This is a genomic window from Pseudomonas sp. RC10-4-2 (assembly GCF_050433085.1).
Taxonomy (GTDB): Bacteria; Pseudomonadota; Gammaproteobacteria; order Pseudomonadales; family Pseudomonadaceae; genus Pseudomonas; species Pseudomonas aeruginosa.
Window position 1 is genome coordinate 241,085 of record NZ_JBNPXX010000003.1, and the last position, 16,122, is coordinate 257,206.

Here is a 16,122-nt window from a genome sequence, read left to right on the forward strand (position 1 = left end):
AGGGATAGCCATGAGTGCGTCAGAAGACCTGCAATCCGCTGTGCAACCGGCCGCGAGCGAAGCGCTCGAAGGATTCCCGCTGTCTCCCTTGCAGACCCGCGCCTGGCGCCGCCATGCCGAGCGGCCGGAAAATACGGTTGTCGGCGTGCGCCTGCACGCCCCGGCCGATCCCGTGGCGACGCTGGAGCGGCTGCGCCGGGCGCTGGACGGCGAGGCGCAACTGCGCGTGGCCTACCGGACGATGCCGGGCATGAGCCTGCCGGTGCAGGTACTGGATGGGCGCGCGGCCGATCTGCTGGTCGAGCGCCTGCCGGGAGACGGCGACTGGGCCGGACGCTTCGCGCGCGAAAGCGCGCGTCTCGCCGCTTCGCCCCTGGGCGGGGAAGGCCAGCCGGTACTGGCGCTCGGCCTGCTGCTGGACGCCGCCGGAGAGACGCTCCAGGGGCTGTTGCTGGCGGCGCCGGCGTTCGTCGTCGATGCGGCCAGCCTGGTGGCGCTGCTGCGCCGCGGCCTGGGGCCGGCCGGCCAGGCGAGCGCGGACGAGGGAGACGAGGCGCTGCTGTTCCAGCATTTCTCCGAGTGGGCCAACGAGGCGCTGGCCGGCGAAGACGGCGAAAGCGCCAGCGGTTACTGGCGCGAGCAGGCGGCCGTTGCGGCGGAGAGTCCGCTGGCGCTGGCGGACGACCTGGGCGAAGGCGAGTGGACGGCGCGGCGCCTGCTGCCGCGCGCGCTGCTCGAACGCCTGGCAGCCAACGGCTTGCCGGAGGCGGCCGCCCTGCTGGCCTGGACCCAGGTCGCCGGGCAGTTCCAGGGCGACGAGGGACTCCCGCTGGAAATGGCGCGACTGGTCTCGGGGCGCCTGTTCAACGAGTTCGCCGAGCTGGCCGGACCGTTCGCCGGGGTCGCGCCGCTGTGCCTGGAGAATGTCCGCGCGGGCAGCGTCGGCGAGCGGCTCGACGCCCTCCAGGCGGCGATCCTCGCCCAGGAGGAGGCAGCGGCCCTGCGCGATCCCTTTGCCCCCGACTGGCCGCTCGCCGAGTTGGGCTTCGCCTGGCTGGCGGGCGAACTGGATGGCGCCGGGGTGGCCGAGCTGGATTGCCGTCAGCCGCCGCTGGGCGGGTTCCTCGAGTTGCAGGTGCTGCCCCACGGCGAAGGCAGGCTGGCCAGCCTGCGGGTCCGTCGCGACCATGACGGAACGCTGGCCGGGCGCTTGCTCGACGCCTGGGTCGAATGCCTGGAAAGCATCGCCGCCGATAGGCAACTGCCACTGGCCGGGCTGCCGTTGATCGGCGCGGCCGAGCGCGAGCGCTACCAGGCCTGGCAGGGCGAGCGCGTGGAGCCCGCGCCGGTGGAATCCCTGGTGGCCGCGTTCGATCTGCGGGCCGCCCTGCAGCCGCAGGCGCCGGCGTTGCTGGATGCCCACGGCAGCCTGGATTTCGCCACGCTGCGCGCGCGCAGCGAAGCGGTCGCCGAAGCGCTGCTGGCTGCCGGCGTGCGGCCCGGCCAGGCGGTGGCGGTGATGACCGGGCGCAACCGCGAGGCGATCGTCGCCCTGCTCGGGGTGATGCGCGCGGCGGCGGTGTACACCCCGGTCAATCCGGAGTTTCCGGCGGCGCGGGTGGAGCGGATGCGCGAAGCGGGCGGGATCGTCTTCGCCCTTGCCGATGCCGAGTGCGCCGGGCGCGCCCGCGAGGACTTCGCCGGGGCCTGCCTGGACCTGTCGACGCTGCCGCTTGCCGGCAGCGGCATGAGCCTGCCGGCGCCGGGCGGGCGCGATGCGGCCTACATGATCTTCACCTCGGGCACCAGCGGCCAGCCCAAAGGCGTGGTGGTCGAGCACGCCAGCGCGCTCAACCTGTCCCAGGCCCTGGCGCGCACGGTATACGCGAACGTGGTGGGCGAGGGCCTGCGGGTGACGGTCAACGCGCCGTTCTCCTTCGATTCCTCGATCAAGCAGATTCTCCAGTTGCTCTCCGGCCATTGCCTGGTCCTGGTGCCGCAGGAGGTGCGCAGCGATCCGCAGCGGATGTTGGGGTTCCTCGAAGAACGGCGCATCGACGTGCTCGACTGCACCCCGTCGCTGTTCCGCCTGCTGCTCCAGGCCGGCCTCGACGATGCCCACCCGGCGCTGCCCGGGCGCATCCTGGTAGGGGGCGAGCGCTTCGACGAAGCGTCCTGGGAGGTCGCCGCCGGCTGGTGCCGCTGCCAGGTGTTCAATCTCTACGGTCCTACCGAAGCCACGGTGAACGCCAGCCTGGCGCGGGTCGCCGAGCATGCGCGGCCGACCATCGGCCGCGCCCTGGCCAACGTCGATCTGCATGTGGTCGATGGCCTCGGTCGTCGCAAGACCCGTGGCGCCAGCGGCGAACTGTGGATCGGCGGCGCCGGGGTGGCGCGCGGCTATGCCGGCGACGCCGGCGAGGCGGCCGGGCGCTTCCTCGAGGAGGGCTGGCCGGGCAGCGGCCGCCTGTACCGCAGCGGCGACCTGGTGCGCTGGCGCGCCGACGGTTGCCTGGAGTTCCTCGGGCGGATCGACGAACAGGTGAAGATCAACGGCTACCGCATCGAACTGGGCGAGATCCGCAGCGCGTTGCTGGAACACCCGGCGGTGGGCGAGGCGGCGGTACTCACCGACGAGGCCGATGCGGCCAAACCGGGCGCGGATCGCCGGATCGTCGCCTTCGTCACCGCCGCCGGTGAGACCGCGGACGAGTCCTGGCTGGAAGTCGACCTGCCCAGCGGGCACCGGGTCGCCGGACTGAACCTCAACGAAACCGAGTACGTCTACCAGGAAATCTTCGTCGACGAGGTCTACAGCCGCGACGGCATCGTCCTGCCGCCGGACGCGGTGGTCCTCGACGTCGGTGCCAACATCGGCCTGTTCTCGCTGTACATCGCCAGCCGCGCGCCGCGCGCGCGAGTGGTCGCCTTCGAGCCGCTGGCACCGATCCGCCGGCGCCTGGAGGCCAACCTCGGACGCTACGCACCGCAGGTCGAGGTATTCGGCATCGGCCTGTCCGACGCCGAGCGCGAAGAAACCTTCACCTACTATCCGGGCTACTCGACCTTCTCCGGGATCGCCGAGTACGCCGACGCCAGCGGCGAACGCGACGTCATCCGACGCTACCTGAGCAACCAGGGCGAGGAGGGCGGGGCCAACCTGCTGCTGGACAACATCGACGAAATCCTCGACGACCGCCTGCGCGCCGAAGCCCACCGCTGCCGCCTGCGCCGCCTCGACCAGGTGATCGGCGAACTGGGCCTGGAGCGTATCGACCTGCTGAAGATCGACGTGCAGCGCGCGGAAATGGATGTGCTGCTCGGTCTCGACGATGCGGCGCTGGCCAAGGTCCGGCAGATCGTCCTGGAGGTCCATGACAAGCGCGACGGTGCCACCGCCGGCCGCGCCGATGCCTTGAGCGACCTGCTGCGCCGCCATGGCTTCGAGGTGAGCATCCGTCAGGACGCGCTGCTGGAGGGTACCGACCGTTACAACTGCTACGCGGTGCGCCCGGGCTATGCCGAGTCGCTGGCCGAGCGCATCGACTGGCGCGCGCTCGCGCCGCGCCCCGCCGCGGCCCTCGGCGGCGAGCTGAGCGAGCAGGCCCTGCGTGGCTTCCTCGAGGCGCGCCTGCCGGCCTACATGCTGCCGAGCCGGATCGCCCGGGTCGAACGCCTGCCGCTGACCGCCGAAGGCAAGCTCGACCGTCGCGCGCTGTTGGCGGCGCTGGCCGCCGAGGCGGCCGCGCAGACCCTGGAAGCGCCGGCCAATGCCACCGAGGCGGCCCTGCTGGAGATCTGGAAGAGCGTGCTGAAACGCCCGGCGATCGGCGTCAGCGACAATTTCTTCCAGGTCGGCGGCGACTCCATCCGCCTGATCCAGATGCAGGTCATGGCGCGCGAGGCGGGGCTTGCCTTTACCCTGCGCGACGTGTTCAACCACCAGAGCATCCGCGAACTGGCGCGCCTGCTGGCCGCTCCGGCGAGTCCGGCGGATGCGGCCGCGAGCTCGGCGCCGCGGGCCCTGGAGCCGTTCGCCCTGTTGTCGGCGGCGGAACGCAAGCGCCTGCCGGAGGGGCTCGACGACGCCTATCCGATGACCAGCCTGCAACAGGGCATGCTCCTGCAAAGCGAGGCCAGCGGCGATCCACGGCTGTTGCACAACGTCGTCCTGCACGAGGTGCATGGACGCCTGGACAGCGAGTTGCTGGCGCGCGCCTGGGCGATCCTGATCGGCCGCCACGCGATCCTGCGTACCGGCTTCGACCTGCACGGCGGCCAGGCGCCCTTGCAATGGGTCCACCCGGCCGCTGCGGTCGCCGCCGAGGTGCCGGTGCACGACCTGTGTGGCCTCGATGGGGAAACACGGCGCCTGCGCCTGCGTGCCTGGATCGAGGAAGAGCAGGCCACCCCGTTCGACTGGAGCCGCCCACCACTGGTGCGCCTCGCCGCGCTGGCGCTGGACGAGCGGCGCTTCGCCCTGGGCGTCGCCGAACACCATAGCGTGCTGGACGGCTGGAGCCTGCAAAGCCTGGGGGACGAGCTGCTGGCGGTCTACGCCGACCTTCTCGCCGGTGTCGTCGCGCGGGAAGCGGAAGCGCCCGCGGTAGGCTTCCGCGACTACGTGGCGCTGGAGCGTGAGGCCGAGGCCAACGCCGCCTCGGCGCTGTTCTGGCTCGACTACCTGGCCGGCGCCCGCTACCGGCCGTTGCCCGGCCTGGCGGAGGAGGGACCCCGGCGCATGGCGGCGGTCCGCGTGGACGTGCCGGCCGACAGCCTGTCGCGCTTGCGCGCCCTGGCCGAACGCAGCGGCTTGCCCTTGCGTTCGTTGTTGCTGGCGGTGCATGGCCGAGCGTTGTGCCGCTTCAGCGATGCCGATGAAGTAGTCACCGGCTTCGTCAGCCACGGGCGCCCCGAGGAGCCGGGAGCGGACCGCCTGCTCGGCCTGTTCCTGAACACCCTGCCGTGCCGGCTGTCGGCTTCCGTCGATCTGCTCGACAGCGCCCGTCGCGCATTCGACTACGAGCGCGCGAGCCTGGAACATCGGCGCCATCCGCTGGCGGCGATTCGCAGGCGCAACCGCGAGTTGCGCCTGGACAGCCTGTTCAACTTCGTCGACTTCCACCAGGACGACGCCGCGCCGACGGCGGGAGTAAGGCACGGCGGCATCCTCGACCAGGTGGTGGTGGACGTCGACGTGCCGCTGGCGGTGGACTTCGAGGTGGCCGGCGAGCGCCTCGAGGTGGGCTTCCAGTACGCCGCCGGACGTTTCCCCGCCGAGCGCGCCGAGGCGCTGGCCGACGCCTACCGCGAGGCGTTGCTGGCGCTGCTCGAGGACCCGGCGCAGCCGCCCACGGCGGCCCAGGCCGAGGACAGCGTGGAGCTGCGGCGGGTGCTCAAGGTGTTGTCCCGGGTGCTCGGCCGGCCGCTGGCGGCCGACCAGGGCTTCGCCAGTGCCGGCGGGCATTCGCTGCTGGGCGTGCAGGCGATCGCCGAATTGCGCCGGCTGACCGGCAGGCAACTGAGCCTGGGGCTGTTGCAGGGCGATCCGGATGCCCGCGAAGTGGTGCGCCGCTGCCATGCCGCCGACGCGCCGCCGTTGCCGCCCGCCACCGAGCGCGCCCGGGCCCTGTGGTTGCAGCGCAGCGGGAGCGCGCAGCCGCGCCTGCGCCTGATCGCGCTGCCGCCCGCGGGCGGCAACGCCGGCACTTTCCGTGGTTGGGACGCGCGCCTGCCGGCGGACGTGGAGCTGCTGGCGATCCAGTATCCGGGGCGCCAGGAACGCCAGGACGAGCCATTCGTCACCGATGTAGAGGCCATGCTCTGTGCCATCGACGACGCGCTCCTGCCATTGCTCGACCGTCCGTTCGCCCTGGTCGGCGCCAGCCTCGGTGGCATGCTCGCCTACGAACTGGCGGCACGCCTGGAAAGCCTGCACGGCCTGCGCGCCAGGCAGTTGTTCGTGATCAGCAGCCGCGCTCCGGGGCCGGACCTGGAATACCCGCGCTTCCATGCGATGGGCGACGCCGAGTTGCTGCGAACCCTGCGCGAGTACGACGTGCTGCCGCTGGAAGTGCTCGACGACCCGGAGCTGCGCGAGATCAGCCTGGCCACCCTGCGCGCCGATTCGCGCCTGGCCGCCGACTATCGCTACCGCCCGCGCGAGCCGCTGGCCATACCGATCACCGCGATCCTCGGCGAGCAGGACCCGGGCGTCTCCAGGGTGGCCATCGACGGCTGGCGGCGGCACGCCAGCCGCTACGAGCTGGAGACCCTGGCCGGCGGCCACGGCCTGGTGGTGACGGCGGCGGAGGAGGTCTGCGCGATCCTGCGGCAGCGCCTGGCGCCCGATGTGCCTGGCGGCGTGCCGGCGAACCTGGCAACCTGAACCGCCGGCCCCTGCCGCCCGCCTGGCGGCAGGGGCCGGTGCCGTCCGTCTTCATTCGAGGTTGCCCATGGTTCTGCGCGAATACACCCAACGCCACCGGCTCGACGCCGTCGCCCCGGCCGACTACCACCGCCATCTGCCGGAGCAGGTCGCGCGCGGCCTGCCTTCCGCCGAGCTGGTGGTGTTCCGCGTCGCCGACGAGCATTCCGACACCGCGGCGTTCAGCGCACGCTACGGCTTTGGCCTGGAGGACTGCGCCAACACCCTGGTCCTGCGCTACAAGCGCGACGGCGCCGAAGGCTATGCCGCGGTGGTCAACCTGGGCTCGCGGCGGCTCGACGTGAACGGCGCGGTCAAGGCGCTGCTCGGGGCCCGCCGGCTGTCCTTCGCCGCCCGCGAGGTCGCCACCGAGCTGACCGGCATGCAGTTCGGCGGCATCACCGCGTTCGGCTTGCCCGAAGGCATGCCGCTGCTGGTCGACGCGGCGGTCTTCGAACGGCCGTTGGTGGTGATGGGCGCCGGGGTCCGCGAGACCAAGCTGCTGCTGTCCCCGGCACTGCTGAAAGACCTTCCCGGAGTGGTGGTCGCCGAACTCAGCGAAGCCGGTTGAACCCGGCGCGGAGCATCGCCGCCGCGGCTCTGCCAATTGTGGTAGGTGAAGCCTTCCGCCGTCTCTGCAACCATGCCCCCGCCCTGATCGCGACAAACGCCGGAATGCCCCGTGGTAGACGCTCGCGCCTGTTTTTTCTAAGCGTTCGCGGCGGCCACGGCGCGGTTCGTCGGACAGCCCCTCCGGATGCGTTTCCTACCTTCATCCGAGGAGCGGTAAATGATCAGGATCGACTTTTCCCAGTTGCACCAGGCCCGCGAAGATGCCGCGGCGGCCATGCCGAGCATCGCCGGCAAGAAGATTCTCATGGGCTTCTGGCACAACTGGCCGGCCGGCGCCGCCGACGGCTACCAGCAGGGCTCGTTCGCCAACATCGCGCTGGAAGACGTGCCGAGCGAGTACAACGTGGTCGCCGTGGCCTTCATGAAAGGGCGCGGCATCCCGACCTTCCAGCCATACAACCTGTCCGACGCGGAGTTTCGCCGCCAGGTCGGCGTGCTCAACGCCCAGGGCCGCGCGGTGCTGATTTCGCTGGGGGGCGCCGACGCGCACATCGAGTTGCACGCCGGGCAGGAGCAGGCGCTGGCCGCCGAGATCGTCCGTCTGGTGGAAACCTACGGTTTCGACGGCCTGGACATCGACCTCGAGCAGAGCGCCATCGACCTGGCCGACAACCAGCGGGTGCTGCCGGCGGCCCTCAAGCTGGTGCGCGAGCACTACGCCGGGCAGGGCAAGCACTTCATCGTCAGCATGGCCCCGGAGTTTCCCTATCTGCACAAGAACGGCAAGTACGTGCCTTATCTGCAGGCCCTGGAAGGCGTCTACGACTTCATCGCGCCGCAGTACTACAACCAGGGCGGCGACGGCCTGTGGGTCCAGGAGGCGAACGGCGGCAAGGGCGCCTGGATCGCGCAGAACAACGACGCGATGAAAGAAGACTTCCTCTACTACCTCACCGAGAGCCTGGCCACCGGCAGCCGCGACTTCGTGCGGATCCCGGCGCAGCGCCTGGCCATCGGCCTGCCGAGCAACGTCGATGCGGCGGCTACCGGCTACGTGATCGATCCCGCCGCGGTGAGCAACGCGTTTCGTCGCCTGGAAGCCGCCGGTCACGCGATCAAGGGCCTGATGACCTGGTCGGTGAACTGGGACGATGGCCTGAACAAGCGCGGCGAGCGCTACAACTGGGAGTTCCGCAAGCGCTACGCCAGCCTCATCCATGACGGCGAGGGCGAGGGCGGCGACCAGCGCCCGGCGGCGCCGCAGGGCCTGCGTCTGCTGGAGCGCGGCGAGACCAGCCTGGTGCTGGCCTGGAACGCCTCCAGCGGGCAGCGTCCGATCGATTACTACAGCCTCTATCGCGACGGCGCCATGGTTGGCCAGAGCGCCGCGCTGGGTTCCACCGACAGCGGCCTGACGGCGGACACCCGCTACAGCTATTTCGTCACCGCCACCGATACCCAGGGCAACCAGTCGCTGCCCAGCGAAGGCCTGGAGGTCAGCACCAGCGGCGGGGCGGTGGATCCGCAATTCCCGCAATGGCGGGAGAACCAGGCCTATCGGGTCGACGATGGGGTGACCTACGAGGGGCTGCGCTATCTCTGCCTGCAGGCGCACACCTCCAACAGCGGCTGGACGCCGCCGGTAGCCTTCACCCTCTGGCGGCCGCTGCGCTGAGGGGGCGGGCCGGTCCGCGCTGCGGGCCGGTCCTTTGGCCGGCGAGAGCCACGCACGGGTGGCGCCATATCCATATGCGTTTTCGGTATTTCCGCTTGATCGTTCATGGCGTTTACCATCACAGCATAACTTGTTATAACAAGTGTCCGAGCCACTCCGACAAGCGAATCCGACCATGGGCAAACTGCTCCCGCTTTCTCCCGTGCCGCTGTACAGCCAGCTCAAGGAGCTGCTGCGCGGGCGCATCCTCGACGGCGTCTACCCGCCGCTCAGCCGCATGCCCTCGGAGAACGAGCTGGGCAAGGCCTTCGACGTCAGCCGCATCACCGTGCGCCAGGCGCTCGGCGACCTGCAGAAGGAAGGGCTGATCTTCAAGATCCACGGCAAGGGCACCTTCGTCGCCCGGCCGAAGGCGTTCCAGAACGTCAGCACCCTGCAAGGCCTGGGCGAGTCCATGACGCAGATGGGCTACGAGGTCATCAACCGCCTGCACGGCCTGCGCTACGTGCCGGCCGGCGCGCGGGTGGCCGAGCGCCTGCGGGTGGAAGAGGGCAGCCCTGTGTGCGAGATCAAGCGGGTGCGGCTGGTCAACCGCGAGCCGGTTTCGCTGGAAGTCACCTACCTGCCGCAGGCGCTCGGCGAGCGCCTGGAGAAGGCCGACCTGGTGACCCGCGACATCTTCCTGATCCTCGAGAACGATTGCGGCATTCCCCTCGGCCATGCCGACCTGGCCATCGACGCGGTGCTCGCCGATGCCGACCTGACCCGCGCCCTGGCGGTCGAGGAGGGCGCGCCGATCATGCGTATCGAGCGCCTGACCCATGCCGCCGACGGCGCGCCGCTGGACTTCGAATACCTCTACTACCGCGGCGACGCTTTCCAGTATCGCCTGCGCATCGATCGGCAGAAGGGAGAGCGGGCATGAACACCCTGGAGCAGGAATACGACATCGTGGTGATCGGCGGCGGCACCGCCGGGCCGATGGCGGCGATCAAGGCCAAGGAGCACGACCGCGAACTGCGCGTGCTGCTGGTGGACAAGGCCAACGTCAAGCGCAGCGGCGCCATCAGCATGGGCATGGACGGGTTGAACAACGCCATCGTCCCCGGCCACGCCACGGCCGAGCAGTACACCCGGGAAATCACCGTGGCCAACGACGGCATCGTCAACCAGGCGGCGGTCTACGCCTATGCCAGCCACAGCTTCGAGACCCTGCGGCAGCTGGATCGCTGGGGCGTCAGGTTCGAAAAGGACGAGACCGGCGACTATGCGGTGAAGAAGGTCCACCACATGGGCGCCTATGTGCTGCCGATGCCGGAAGGGCACGACATCAAGAAGGTGCTCTACCGCCAGCTCAAGCGTGCGCGGATCCCCATCGCCAACCGCCTGGTCTGCACCCGCCTGCTCACCGATGCCGAGGGCGCGGTGAACGGCGTACTCGGTTTCGACTGCCGCAGCGGCGACTTCCATGTGATCCGCGCCAAGGCGGTGATCCTTTGCTGCGGCGCGGCGGGCCGCCTGGGCCTGCCGTCCTCGGGCTACCTGATGGGTACCTACGAGAACCCGACCAACGCCGGCGACGGCTACGCCATGGCCTATCATGCCGGCGCCGAGCTGGCCAACCTGGAATGCTTCCAGATCAACCCGCTGATCAAGGACTACAACGGCCCGGCCTGTGCCTACGTCACCGGCCCGCTGGGTGGCTATACCGCCAACGCCAGGGGTGAGCGCTTCATCGAATGCGACTACTGGAGCGGGCAGATGATGTGGGAGTTCCACCAGGAACTCGAAGGCGGCAATGGCCCGGTGTTCCTCAAGCTCGACCACCTGGCGGAGGAAACCATCCAGACCATCGAGGACATCCTCCATGGCAACGAACGCCCCAGTCGCGGGCAGTTCCACGCCGGGCGCGGCACCGACTACCGCCAGCAGATGGTCGAGATGCACATTTCCGAGATCGGCTTCTGCTCCGGCCACTCGGCCTCCGGCGTGTGGGTCAACGAGAAGGCCGAGACCAGCGTGAAGGGCCTCTACGCCGCCGGCGACATGGCCGCGGTGCCGCACAACTACATGCTCGGCGCCTTCACCTATGGCTGGTTCGCCGGGCGCAACGCCGCCGAATACGTCGCCGGGCGCGCCTTCAGCGCGGTCGACCGCGCCCAGGTCGAGCGCGAGCGTGCGCGGATCGAGGCGCCGCTGCTGCGCGAGCATGGCCTGCCGGCGGCGCAGGTGGAGTACAAGCTGCGCCGGCTGGTCAACGACTACCTGCAACCGCCCAAGGTGACCCGCAAGATGGAATTGGGCCTGCAACGCATCCAGGCCATCGCCGAGGACCTGGAGCGGATCAAGGCGGACAACCCCCACGAGCTGATGCGCGCCCTGGAAGTCAGCGTTATCCGCGATTGCGCGGAGATGGCCGCGCGCGCCTCGCTGTTCCGCACCGAGAGCCGCTGGGGCCTGTACCACCACCGGGTGGACTATCCGCGGCGCGACGACGCTGCCTGGTTCTGCCACGCGCACCTGAAGAAGGACGAGCAGGGACGCATGGCCAGCTTCAGGAAACCGGTCGAACCCTACCTGTTCGCCATCGACGAGGGCGAACAGCAGGCCTACCAGCGCCTGCGACTGAGGAACGACGCCGCCTAGGGCCCCACGCCCCGGCGTAGTACCGCTAGACACCGAGCCCGCCGCCACGAAAGCGGGCCAGATCGAACCACGAGGACCGCGTGCCATGGCCTACCGACCCCAGGACATCTTCTTCCGCAGCAGCGCCCCGGTGACCATCGACGAAGACCGCTGCATCGCCGACAAGGGCTGCACCGTCTGCGTCGAGGTCTGCCCGATGGACCTGCTGGCCATCGATCCGACGACCCGCAAGGCCTACATGGCCTACGACGAGTGCTGGTACTGCATGCCTTGCGAAAAGGACTGCCCGACCGGCGCGGTGAAGGTCGAGATTCCCTACCTGCTGCGCTGACGCCCGCTCCCGGCAAGCGAGGCAGAACCCGCCATCCGGCCACTCCCGGACGCCACTCTGAAACACCCCTCGTTTCCCACCACCGTCCGGGTGGCGGAGACGATTCCCATGACCATGATTCGAGGGGAATCCCCATGCGACTGCGTGCAATCCTGGCCAGCCTGGCGCTGGCCCTGACTTCCCTGGGTGCCCAGGCGGAAACCATCCGCGTGGCCATCGGCACTCAGGACACCACCATCAACTGCGCCGCCGGCGGGCTGCTGATCCGCGAGCTGGGCCTGCTGGAGAAATACCTGCCGCGCGACGGCCGCTACAAGGATGCGGACTACCGGGTGGAGTGGAAGAACTTCACCAGTGGCGCACCGCTGACCAACGAGATGGTCGCCGGCAAGCTCGACTTCGGCGCCATGGCCGACTTTCCCGGCACCTTCAACGGTGTGGCCTTCGCCGCCGCCGGCAAGCGCAGCCTGTTCATCAGCGTGCTGTCCGGCAGCACCCGTGGCAGCGGCAACGGCATCGTGGTACCGAGCGGCTCGCCGGTGCAGTCGCTGGCCGAACTGAAAGGCCAGACCATCTCCGTACCGTTCGCCTCCACTGCCCATGGCATGCTGCTGCGCGCGGTGGCGGCGCAAGGCTGGGACCCGCAGCGCGACGTGACCATCATCGCCCAGCCGCCGGAAATCGCCGGTTCGGCCTTGCAGGCGAACAAGATTGCCGCCCATGCCGACTTCGTACCCTTCGCCGAGCTGTTCCCCAATCGCGGCTTCGCCCGCAAGATCTACGACGGTTCCCAGGCCAACGCGCCGACCTTCCATGGCGCGCTGGTGGACGCCGCCTACGCCGAGCGCTATCCGGAGGTGGTGGTGGCCTACCTGCGGGCGAGCATTGAAGCCAATCGACTGCTGGCCGCCGAACCGGAGAAATACAGCGAGCTGATCGAGAAGGTCACCGGCATCGAGGCCGAGGTCAATTACCTGTTCCACGGTCCGCTCGGCCTGCAGACCCGCGACCAGGCCTGGAAACCCGAATACCGCCAGGCGCTGGCGACCTCCATCGACACCCTGAAGCTGCTGAAGAAGGCCGACCGTGGGCTGGACGTCGAGCGTTTCGTCGACGACCGCTACGTCCGCGAGGCCTACCGTCAGGCCGGGCTGGACTACCAGGCGGCGCTGGCAGACTACGCACCGTCGCCGCTGCGCGCCAGCGACGCGCGCAGCGGCCGGCCGATCGAGGAGTTCGAACGGGTAGCGCAGATCTGGGTGAAGGGCGAGGCCAGGGTGCGCCATTACGCTTCGCCGGAGTCGGCCCTGGCCGATCTTGCCGAGCTGAAGGCGCAGGGCAAGGCGATTCGTGCGATCTACGCCCAGGATCGTGACAGCGGGATCAAGCTGCTGGCCAACCAGGCGTGGTTCGTCCGCGACGGCGAGGGTCGTCTCAACGCCTTCCTGCTCCGCGAGCAGGCCCAGGACTATGCCCGCCGCCATGGCGGCGAGGTACGCGACTTTGCCGCCGCCAGCCAGCAGGCGCTGGCGCTCCGCTGAGGCGGGCGTCTTCGGAGTCCGCCCATGAGTTCGCTTCCGATCTCCCGACCCTGGCGCTGGGCCACCCGCGCCGCTTCGCTGGCGGCCTGCCTGGCGTTCTGGCAGCTCGCCGCCGGTCTGCAACTGAATCTGGGCCTGGTGACCTTCGCCAACGTGCCGACGCCCGGCGCGGTGTTGCTGGCGGCCTGCAACCTGGCCCAGTCCAGCGTACTCCTGACGCACCTCGGCGCCAGTCTGGCGCGGGTCTTCGCCGGCTATCTGCTGGCCGCCGCGCTGGGCATCGCCCTCGGCCTGGCGATCGGCCGCTCGGCCTGGGCCGAGGCCTTGCTGCTGCCGCCGCTGGAGGTGCTGCGGCCGATCCCGGCGGTGGCCTGGATTCCCCTGGCGATCCTGATGTTCCCTTCGTCGGAGGCCTCGATGATCTTCATTACCTTCACCGGCGCGCTGTTCCCGATCCTGCTCAATACCGTGCATGGCGTGGAGGCGCTCGATCCGCGCCTGCTGGCTTCGGCGCGCAGCCTGGGGGCGGGGCGCCGGGCGCTGCTGCGCGAGGTGCTGCTGCCCGGCGCCGGACCGGGCATCTTCACCGGCCTGGCGATCGGCATGGGCACCTCCTGGTTCTGCCTGGTGACCGCCGAGATGATCTCCGGGCAATGGGGACTGGGTTACTACACCTGGGCTTCCTACAACATCCAGAACTACGACGAGGTGGTGGTCGGCATGCTGCTCATCGGCCTCTTCGGCATGGGCAGCAGTGGGTTGGTGAAGCGCGTCGGCGCGTCGCTGACGCCCTGGTACGCGGCGGGAGGCAAGGTCCGATGACGACGGCCGGCAACAGCCTGGGGCGCATCCAGATCCGCGACCTGAGCATCCGCCTGGGGCAGGGGAGCGAAGCCTTCGAGGCGGTCCGCGATCTGAACCTGGAGGCGCGGCCGGGCGAGTTCGTCTGCCTGCTCGGGCCTTCGGGATGCGGCAAGTCGACCCTGCTCGGCGCCCTGGCCGGCCACCTGCGGCCAAGCGCCGGCAGCGTGAGGGTCGACGGCCGGAGCGTGGAAGGACCTTCGCCGCAGCGTGGCATGGTATTCCAGCAGCACACCCTGTTCCCCTGGCGGCGGGTCCGCGACAACGTCGCCTTCGGCCTGAAGATGCAGGGCCTGGCCCGCGCCGAGCGCAACCGGCGCGCCATGGAGATGCTCGGACTGGTGGGGCTGGCGGACTTCGCCGGGCGCTGGCCCGGCCAACTGTCCGGGGGTATGCAGCAGCGCGTGGAGATCGCCCGGGTGCTGGTCAACCGGCCGCGCCTGCTGCTGATGGACGAGCCCTTCGGCGCCCTCGACGCGCAGACCCGGCTGAAGATGCAGACCTTGCTGCTGGACGTATGGGCGCGGGTCCGCACCACGGTGCTGTTCGTCACCCACGACATCGACGAGGCCCTGTACCTGGCGGACAGGGTGCTGGTGATGAGCCCCCGTCCGGGACGGATCATCGCCGACCTGGCGCTGGACTTCCCGCGCCCGCGCGACACCCGGCTGGTGACCAGCGCCGACTTCGTGCGCCTGAAACGCCACTGCCTGGAACTGCTCGACCACGACGACGGCCGCCAGTTGCCGCGCCTGACCCCGCTCGGCTTGCCGCCGGGCATCACCCCGGACCGACTGCGGATCGCCATATGACCTGTAAAAACGCCACCCTGCCCGAAATCCTCGAACTGTCGCCGCGCCTGGAGGACGCCGACCCCGGCGTACGCCGCCTGGCGCTGATCGAACTGGCCGACCTGGAGCTGCCGGAGGCGCTGCCGTTGCTGGTTGCGGCCCTGCGCGGCGATCCCGACCCCGGCGTGCGCGGCGAGGCCGCGCGCCTGCTGGAGGCCTGGGAGGAAGACGCAGTGGTCGATGCGCTCTGTGCGGCCCTGGCCGATCCGGTGCCGGCGGTGGCCGATGCCGCCGCGCAGAGCCTTGGCGAACTCAAGGAACCGGCCGCCGGGCGGCGCCTGCTGCCGTGGCTCGGGCATGCCGATGCCTTCGTCCGCGCCAGCGTATTGCGTGCGTTGCGCGAACTGCGCCTGGAGGAGAGCGCCGTGCCGGCCTTGGCCGCCCTCGGCGATCCGCAGGCGGCGGTGCGCCGCGAGGCGGTGGCGGTACTCGGCTGGCTCCGCCACCAGCCGGCCCTGGCCGAACTGGCCAGGCTGGCCAGCGCCGATGTCGACCCGGAGGTACGCCGGGCGGCCACCGGCGCCCTCGGCCTGAGCCGCGAGGTGACGGTGCTGCCGGCGCTCTGCGCGGCGCTGGCGGACGCTCAATGGCAGGTTCGCGAAGAGGCGGCGACGACCCTTGGCAAGCTGGGCCGGGAGGAGGCCGGCGAGCCGCTGCTGAAGGCCCTGGCGGACGACTACTGGCAGGTCCGCCTGCGCGCCGCGCGGGCGCTCGGGCGCTTGCGCCACTGGCCGGCGCGGGAGGCGCTGGAAGCATTGCTCGGCCATCCCATCGGCAACCTGCGCAAGGAGGCCGCCCTGGCCCTCGGCGAACTGGCGGACCCGGCCTCGGCCCAGGCCTTGCGGGTCGCCGAAGGCGACGGCGATCCCGAGGTGCGCAAGGCGGTGCGTATCGCCCTGGCGCAACTGCGGGTGCCGGCATGACCCAGCCGCCGCTGCGCCTGCGCAATTCCGCCAGGGACGGCTGGCTGATGCTCGAATGGGCGGACGGCGCGGTCAGCCGGATCGACCATGCGCGCCTGCGCGCCGCCTGTCCCTGTGCGCAATGCCGGGCGCAGCGCCTGCGCGGACGGATCGTCGCGGCGGAGCAGGGCGTGCGCCTGCGCGATATCCGCCTGCAGGGCTACGGCGTGCAGTTGCTGTTCGACGATGGCCACGAGCGCGGTATCTACCCCTGGTCCTATCTGCGCGACGAACTCTGAGGCGGGTATTGTTCCG

Annotated in this window: 11 protein-coding genes; all 11 read left to right on the top strand. The window is 70.2% G+C overall.

The window, feature by feature from the left end:
• The first annotated feature begins 10 nt into the window (after positions 1-10).
• The 11 genes from FHW81_RS16635 to FHW81_RS16685 all read left to right on the top strand — a co-directional run bounded on the left by FHW81_RS16635 (position 11) and on the right by FHW81_RS16685 (position 16,106).
• A complete protein-coding gene (locus tag FHW81_RS16635) occupies positions 11-6,388 on the top strand; it encodes a non-ribosomal peptide synthetase (RefSeq protein WP_023128092.1) in 6,378 nt (2,125 codons plus the stop codon).
• Between the two features lie 67 nt (positions 6,389-6,455).
• Entirely contained in the window at positions 6,456-6,998 is a 543-nt protein-coding gene (locus FHW81_RS16640; RefSeq protein ID WP_003089366.1) for a YbaK/EbsC family protein, read from the top strand.
• A 219-nt stretch (positions 6,999-7,217) separates the two neighbouring features.
• Positions 7,218-8,675, top strand: a complete 1,458-nt coding sequence (locus FHW81_RS16645) for a carbohydrate-binding protein (RefSeq protein WP_023128091.1) — start codon at positions 7,218-7,220, stop codon at positions 8,673-8,675.
• Between the two features lie 175 nt (positions 8,676-8,850).
• Positions 8,851-9,600: a GntR family transcriptional regulator gene (locus FHW81_RS16650; protein WP_003113099.1), complete on the top strand. Its 750-nt coding sequence runs from the start codon at positions 8,851-8,853 to the stop codon at positions 9,598-9,600.
• Complete coding sequence (locus FHW81_RS16655) at positions 9,597-11,321, top strand: fumarate reductase/succinate dehydrogenase flavoprotein subunit (RefSeq protein WP_003113100.1); 1,725 nt, start codon at positions 9,597-9,599, stop codon at positions 11,319-11,321. Before FHW81_RS16650 ends, FHW81_RS16655 begins: the two co-directional genes overlap by 4 nt.
• An 85-nt stretch (positions 11,322-11,406) precedes the next feature.
• Entirely contained in the window at positions 11,407-11,652 is a 246-nt protein-coding gene (locus FHW81_RS16660) for a 4Fe-4S dicluster domain-containing protein (RefSeq protein WP_003089354.1), read from the top strand.
• A 134-nt stretch (positions 11,653-11,786) separates the two neighbouring features.
• A complete protein-coding gene (locus FHW81_RS16665; RefSeq protein ID WP_004343625.1) occupies positions 11,787-13,193 on the top strand; it encodes an ABC transporter substrate-binding protein in 1,407 nt (468 codons plus the stop codon).
• 24 nt (positions 13,194-13,217) lie between these two features.
• Complete coding sequence (locus FHW81_RS16670; RefSeq protein WP_004343624.1) at positions 13,218-14,015, top strand: ABC transporter permease; 798 nt, start codon at positions 13,218-13,220, stop codon at positions 14,013-14,015.
• A complete protein-coding gene (locus tag FHW81_RS16675) occupies positions 14,012-14,866 on the top strand; it encodes an ABC transporter ATP-binding protein (protein WP_003113103.1) in 855 nt (284 codons plus the stop codon). The genes FHW81_RS16670 and FHW81_RS16675 overlap by 4 nt, the downstream gene beginning before the upstream one ends.
• Positions 14,863-15,828: a HEAT repeat domain-containing protein gene (locus FHW81_RS16680; RefSeq protein ID WP_029610866.1), complete on the top strand. Its 966-nt coding sequence runs from the start codon at positions 14,863-14,865 to the stop codon at positions 15,826-15,828. The genes FHW81_RS16675 and FHW81_RS16680 overlap by 4 nt, the downstream gene beginning before the upstream one ends.
• Complete coding sequence (locus FHW81_RS16685; RefSeq protein ID WP_003113105.1) at positions 15,825-16,106, top strand: DUF971 domain-containing protein; 282 nt, start codon at positions 15,825-15,827, stop codon at positions 16,104-16,106. Before FHW81_RS16680 ends, FHW81_RS16685 begins: the two co-directional genes overlap by 4 nt.
• Positions 16,107-16,122 lie beyond the last annotated feature (16 nt).

What these genes read in the sequence shown, in the direction of transcription:
- FHW81_RS16670 (WP_004343624.1), top strand. Translation starts at nt 13,218, where the DNA reads ATGAGTTCGCTTCCGATCTCCCGACCCTGGCGCTGGGCCACCCGCGCC.
- FHW81_RS16685 (WP_003113105.1), top strand. Translation starts at nt 15,825, where the DNA reads ATGACCCAGCCGCCGCTGCGCCTGCGCAATTCCGCCAGGGACGGCTGG.
- FHW81_RS16635 (WP_023128092.1), top strand. Translation starts at nt 11, where the DNA reads ATGAGTGCGTCAGAAGACCTGCAATCCGCTGTGCAACCGGCCGCGAGC.
- FHW81_RS16640 (WP_003089366.1), top strand. Translation starts at nt 6,456, where the DNA reads ATGGTTCTGCGCGAATACACCCAACGCCACCGGCTCGACGCCGTCGCC.
- FHW81_RS16650 (WP_003113099.1), top strand. Translation starts at nt 8,851, where the DNA reads ATGGGCAAACTGCTCCCGCTTTCTCCCGTGCCGCTGTACAGCCAGCTC.
- FHW81_RS16675 (WP_003113103.1), top strand. Translation starts at nt 14,012, where the DNA reads ATGACGACGGCCGGCAACAGCCTGGGGCGCATCCAGATCCGCGACCTG.
- FHW81_RS16680 (WP_029610866.1), top strand. Translation starts at nt 14,863, where the DNA reads ATGACCTGTAAAAACGCCACCCTGCCCGAAATCCTCGAACTGTCGCCG.
- FHW81_RS16660 (WP_003089354.1), top strand. Translation starts at nt 11,407, where the DNA reads ATGGCCTACCGACCCCAGGACATCTTCTTCCGCAGCAGCGCCCCGGTG.
- FHW81_RS16655 (WP_003113100.1), top strand. Translation starts at nt 9,597, where the DNA reads ATGAACACCCTGGAGCAGGAATACGACATCGTGGTGATCGGCGGCGGC.
- FHW81_RS16665 (WP_004343625.1), top strand. Translation starts at nt 11,787, where the DNA reads ATGCGACTGCGTGCAATCCTGGCCAGCCTGGCGCTGGCCCTGACTTCC.
- FHW81_RS16645 (WP_023128091.1), top strand. Translation starts at nt 7,218, where the DNA reads ATGATCAGGATCGACTTTTCCCAGTTGCACCAGGCCCGCGAAGATGCC.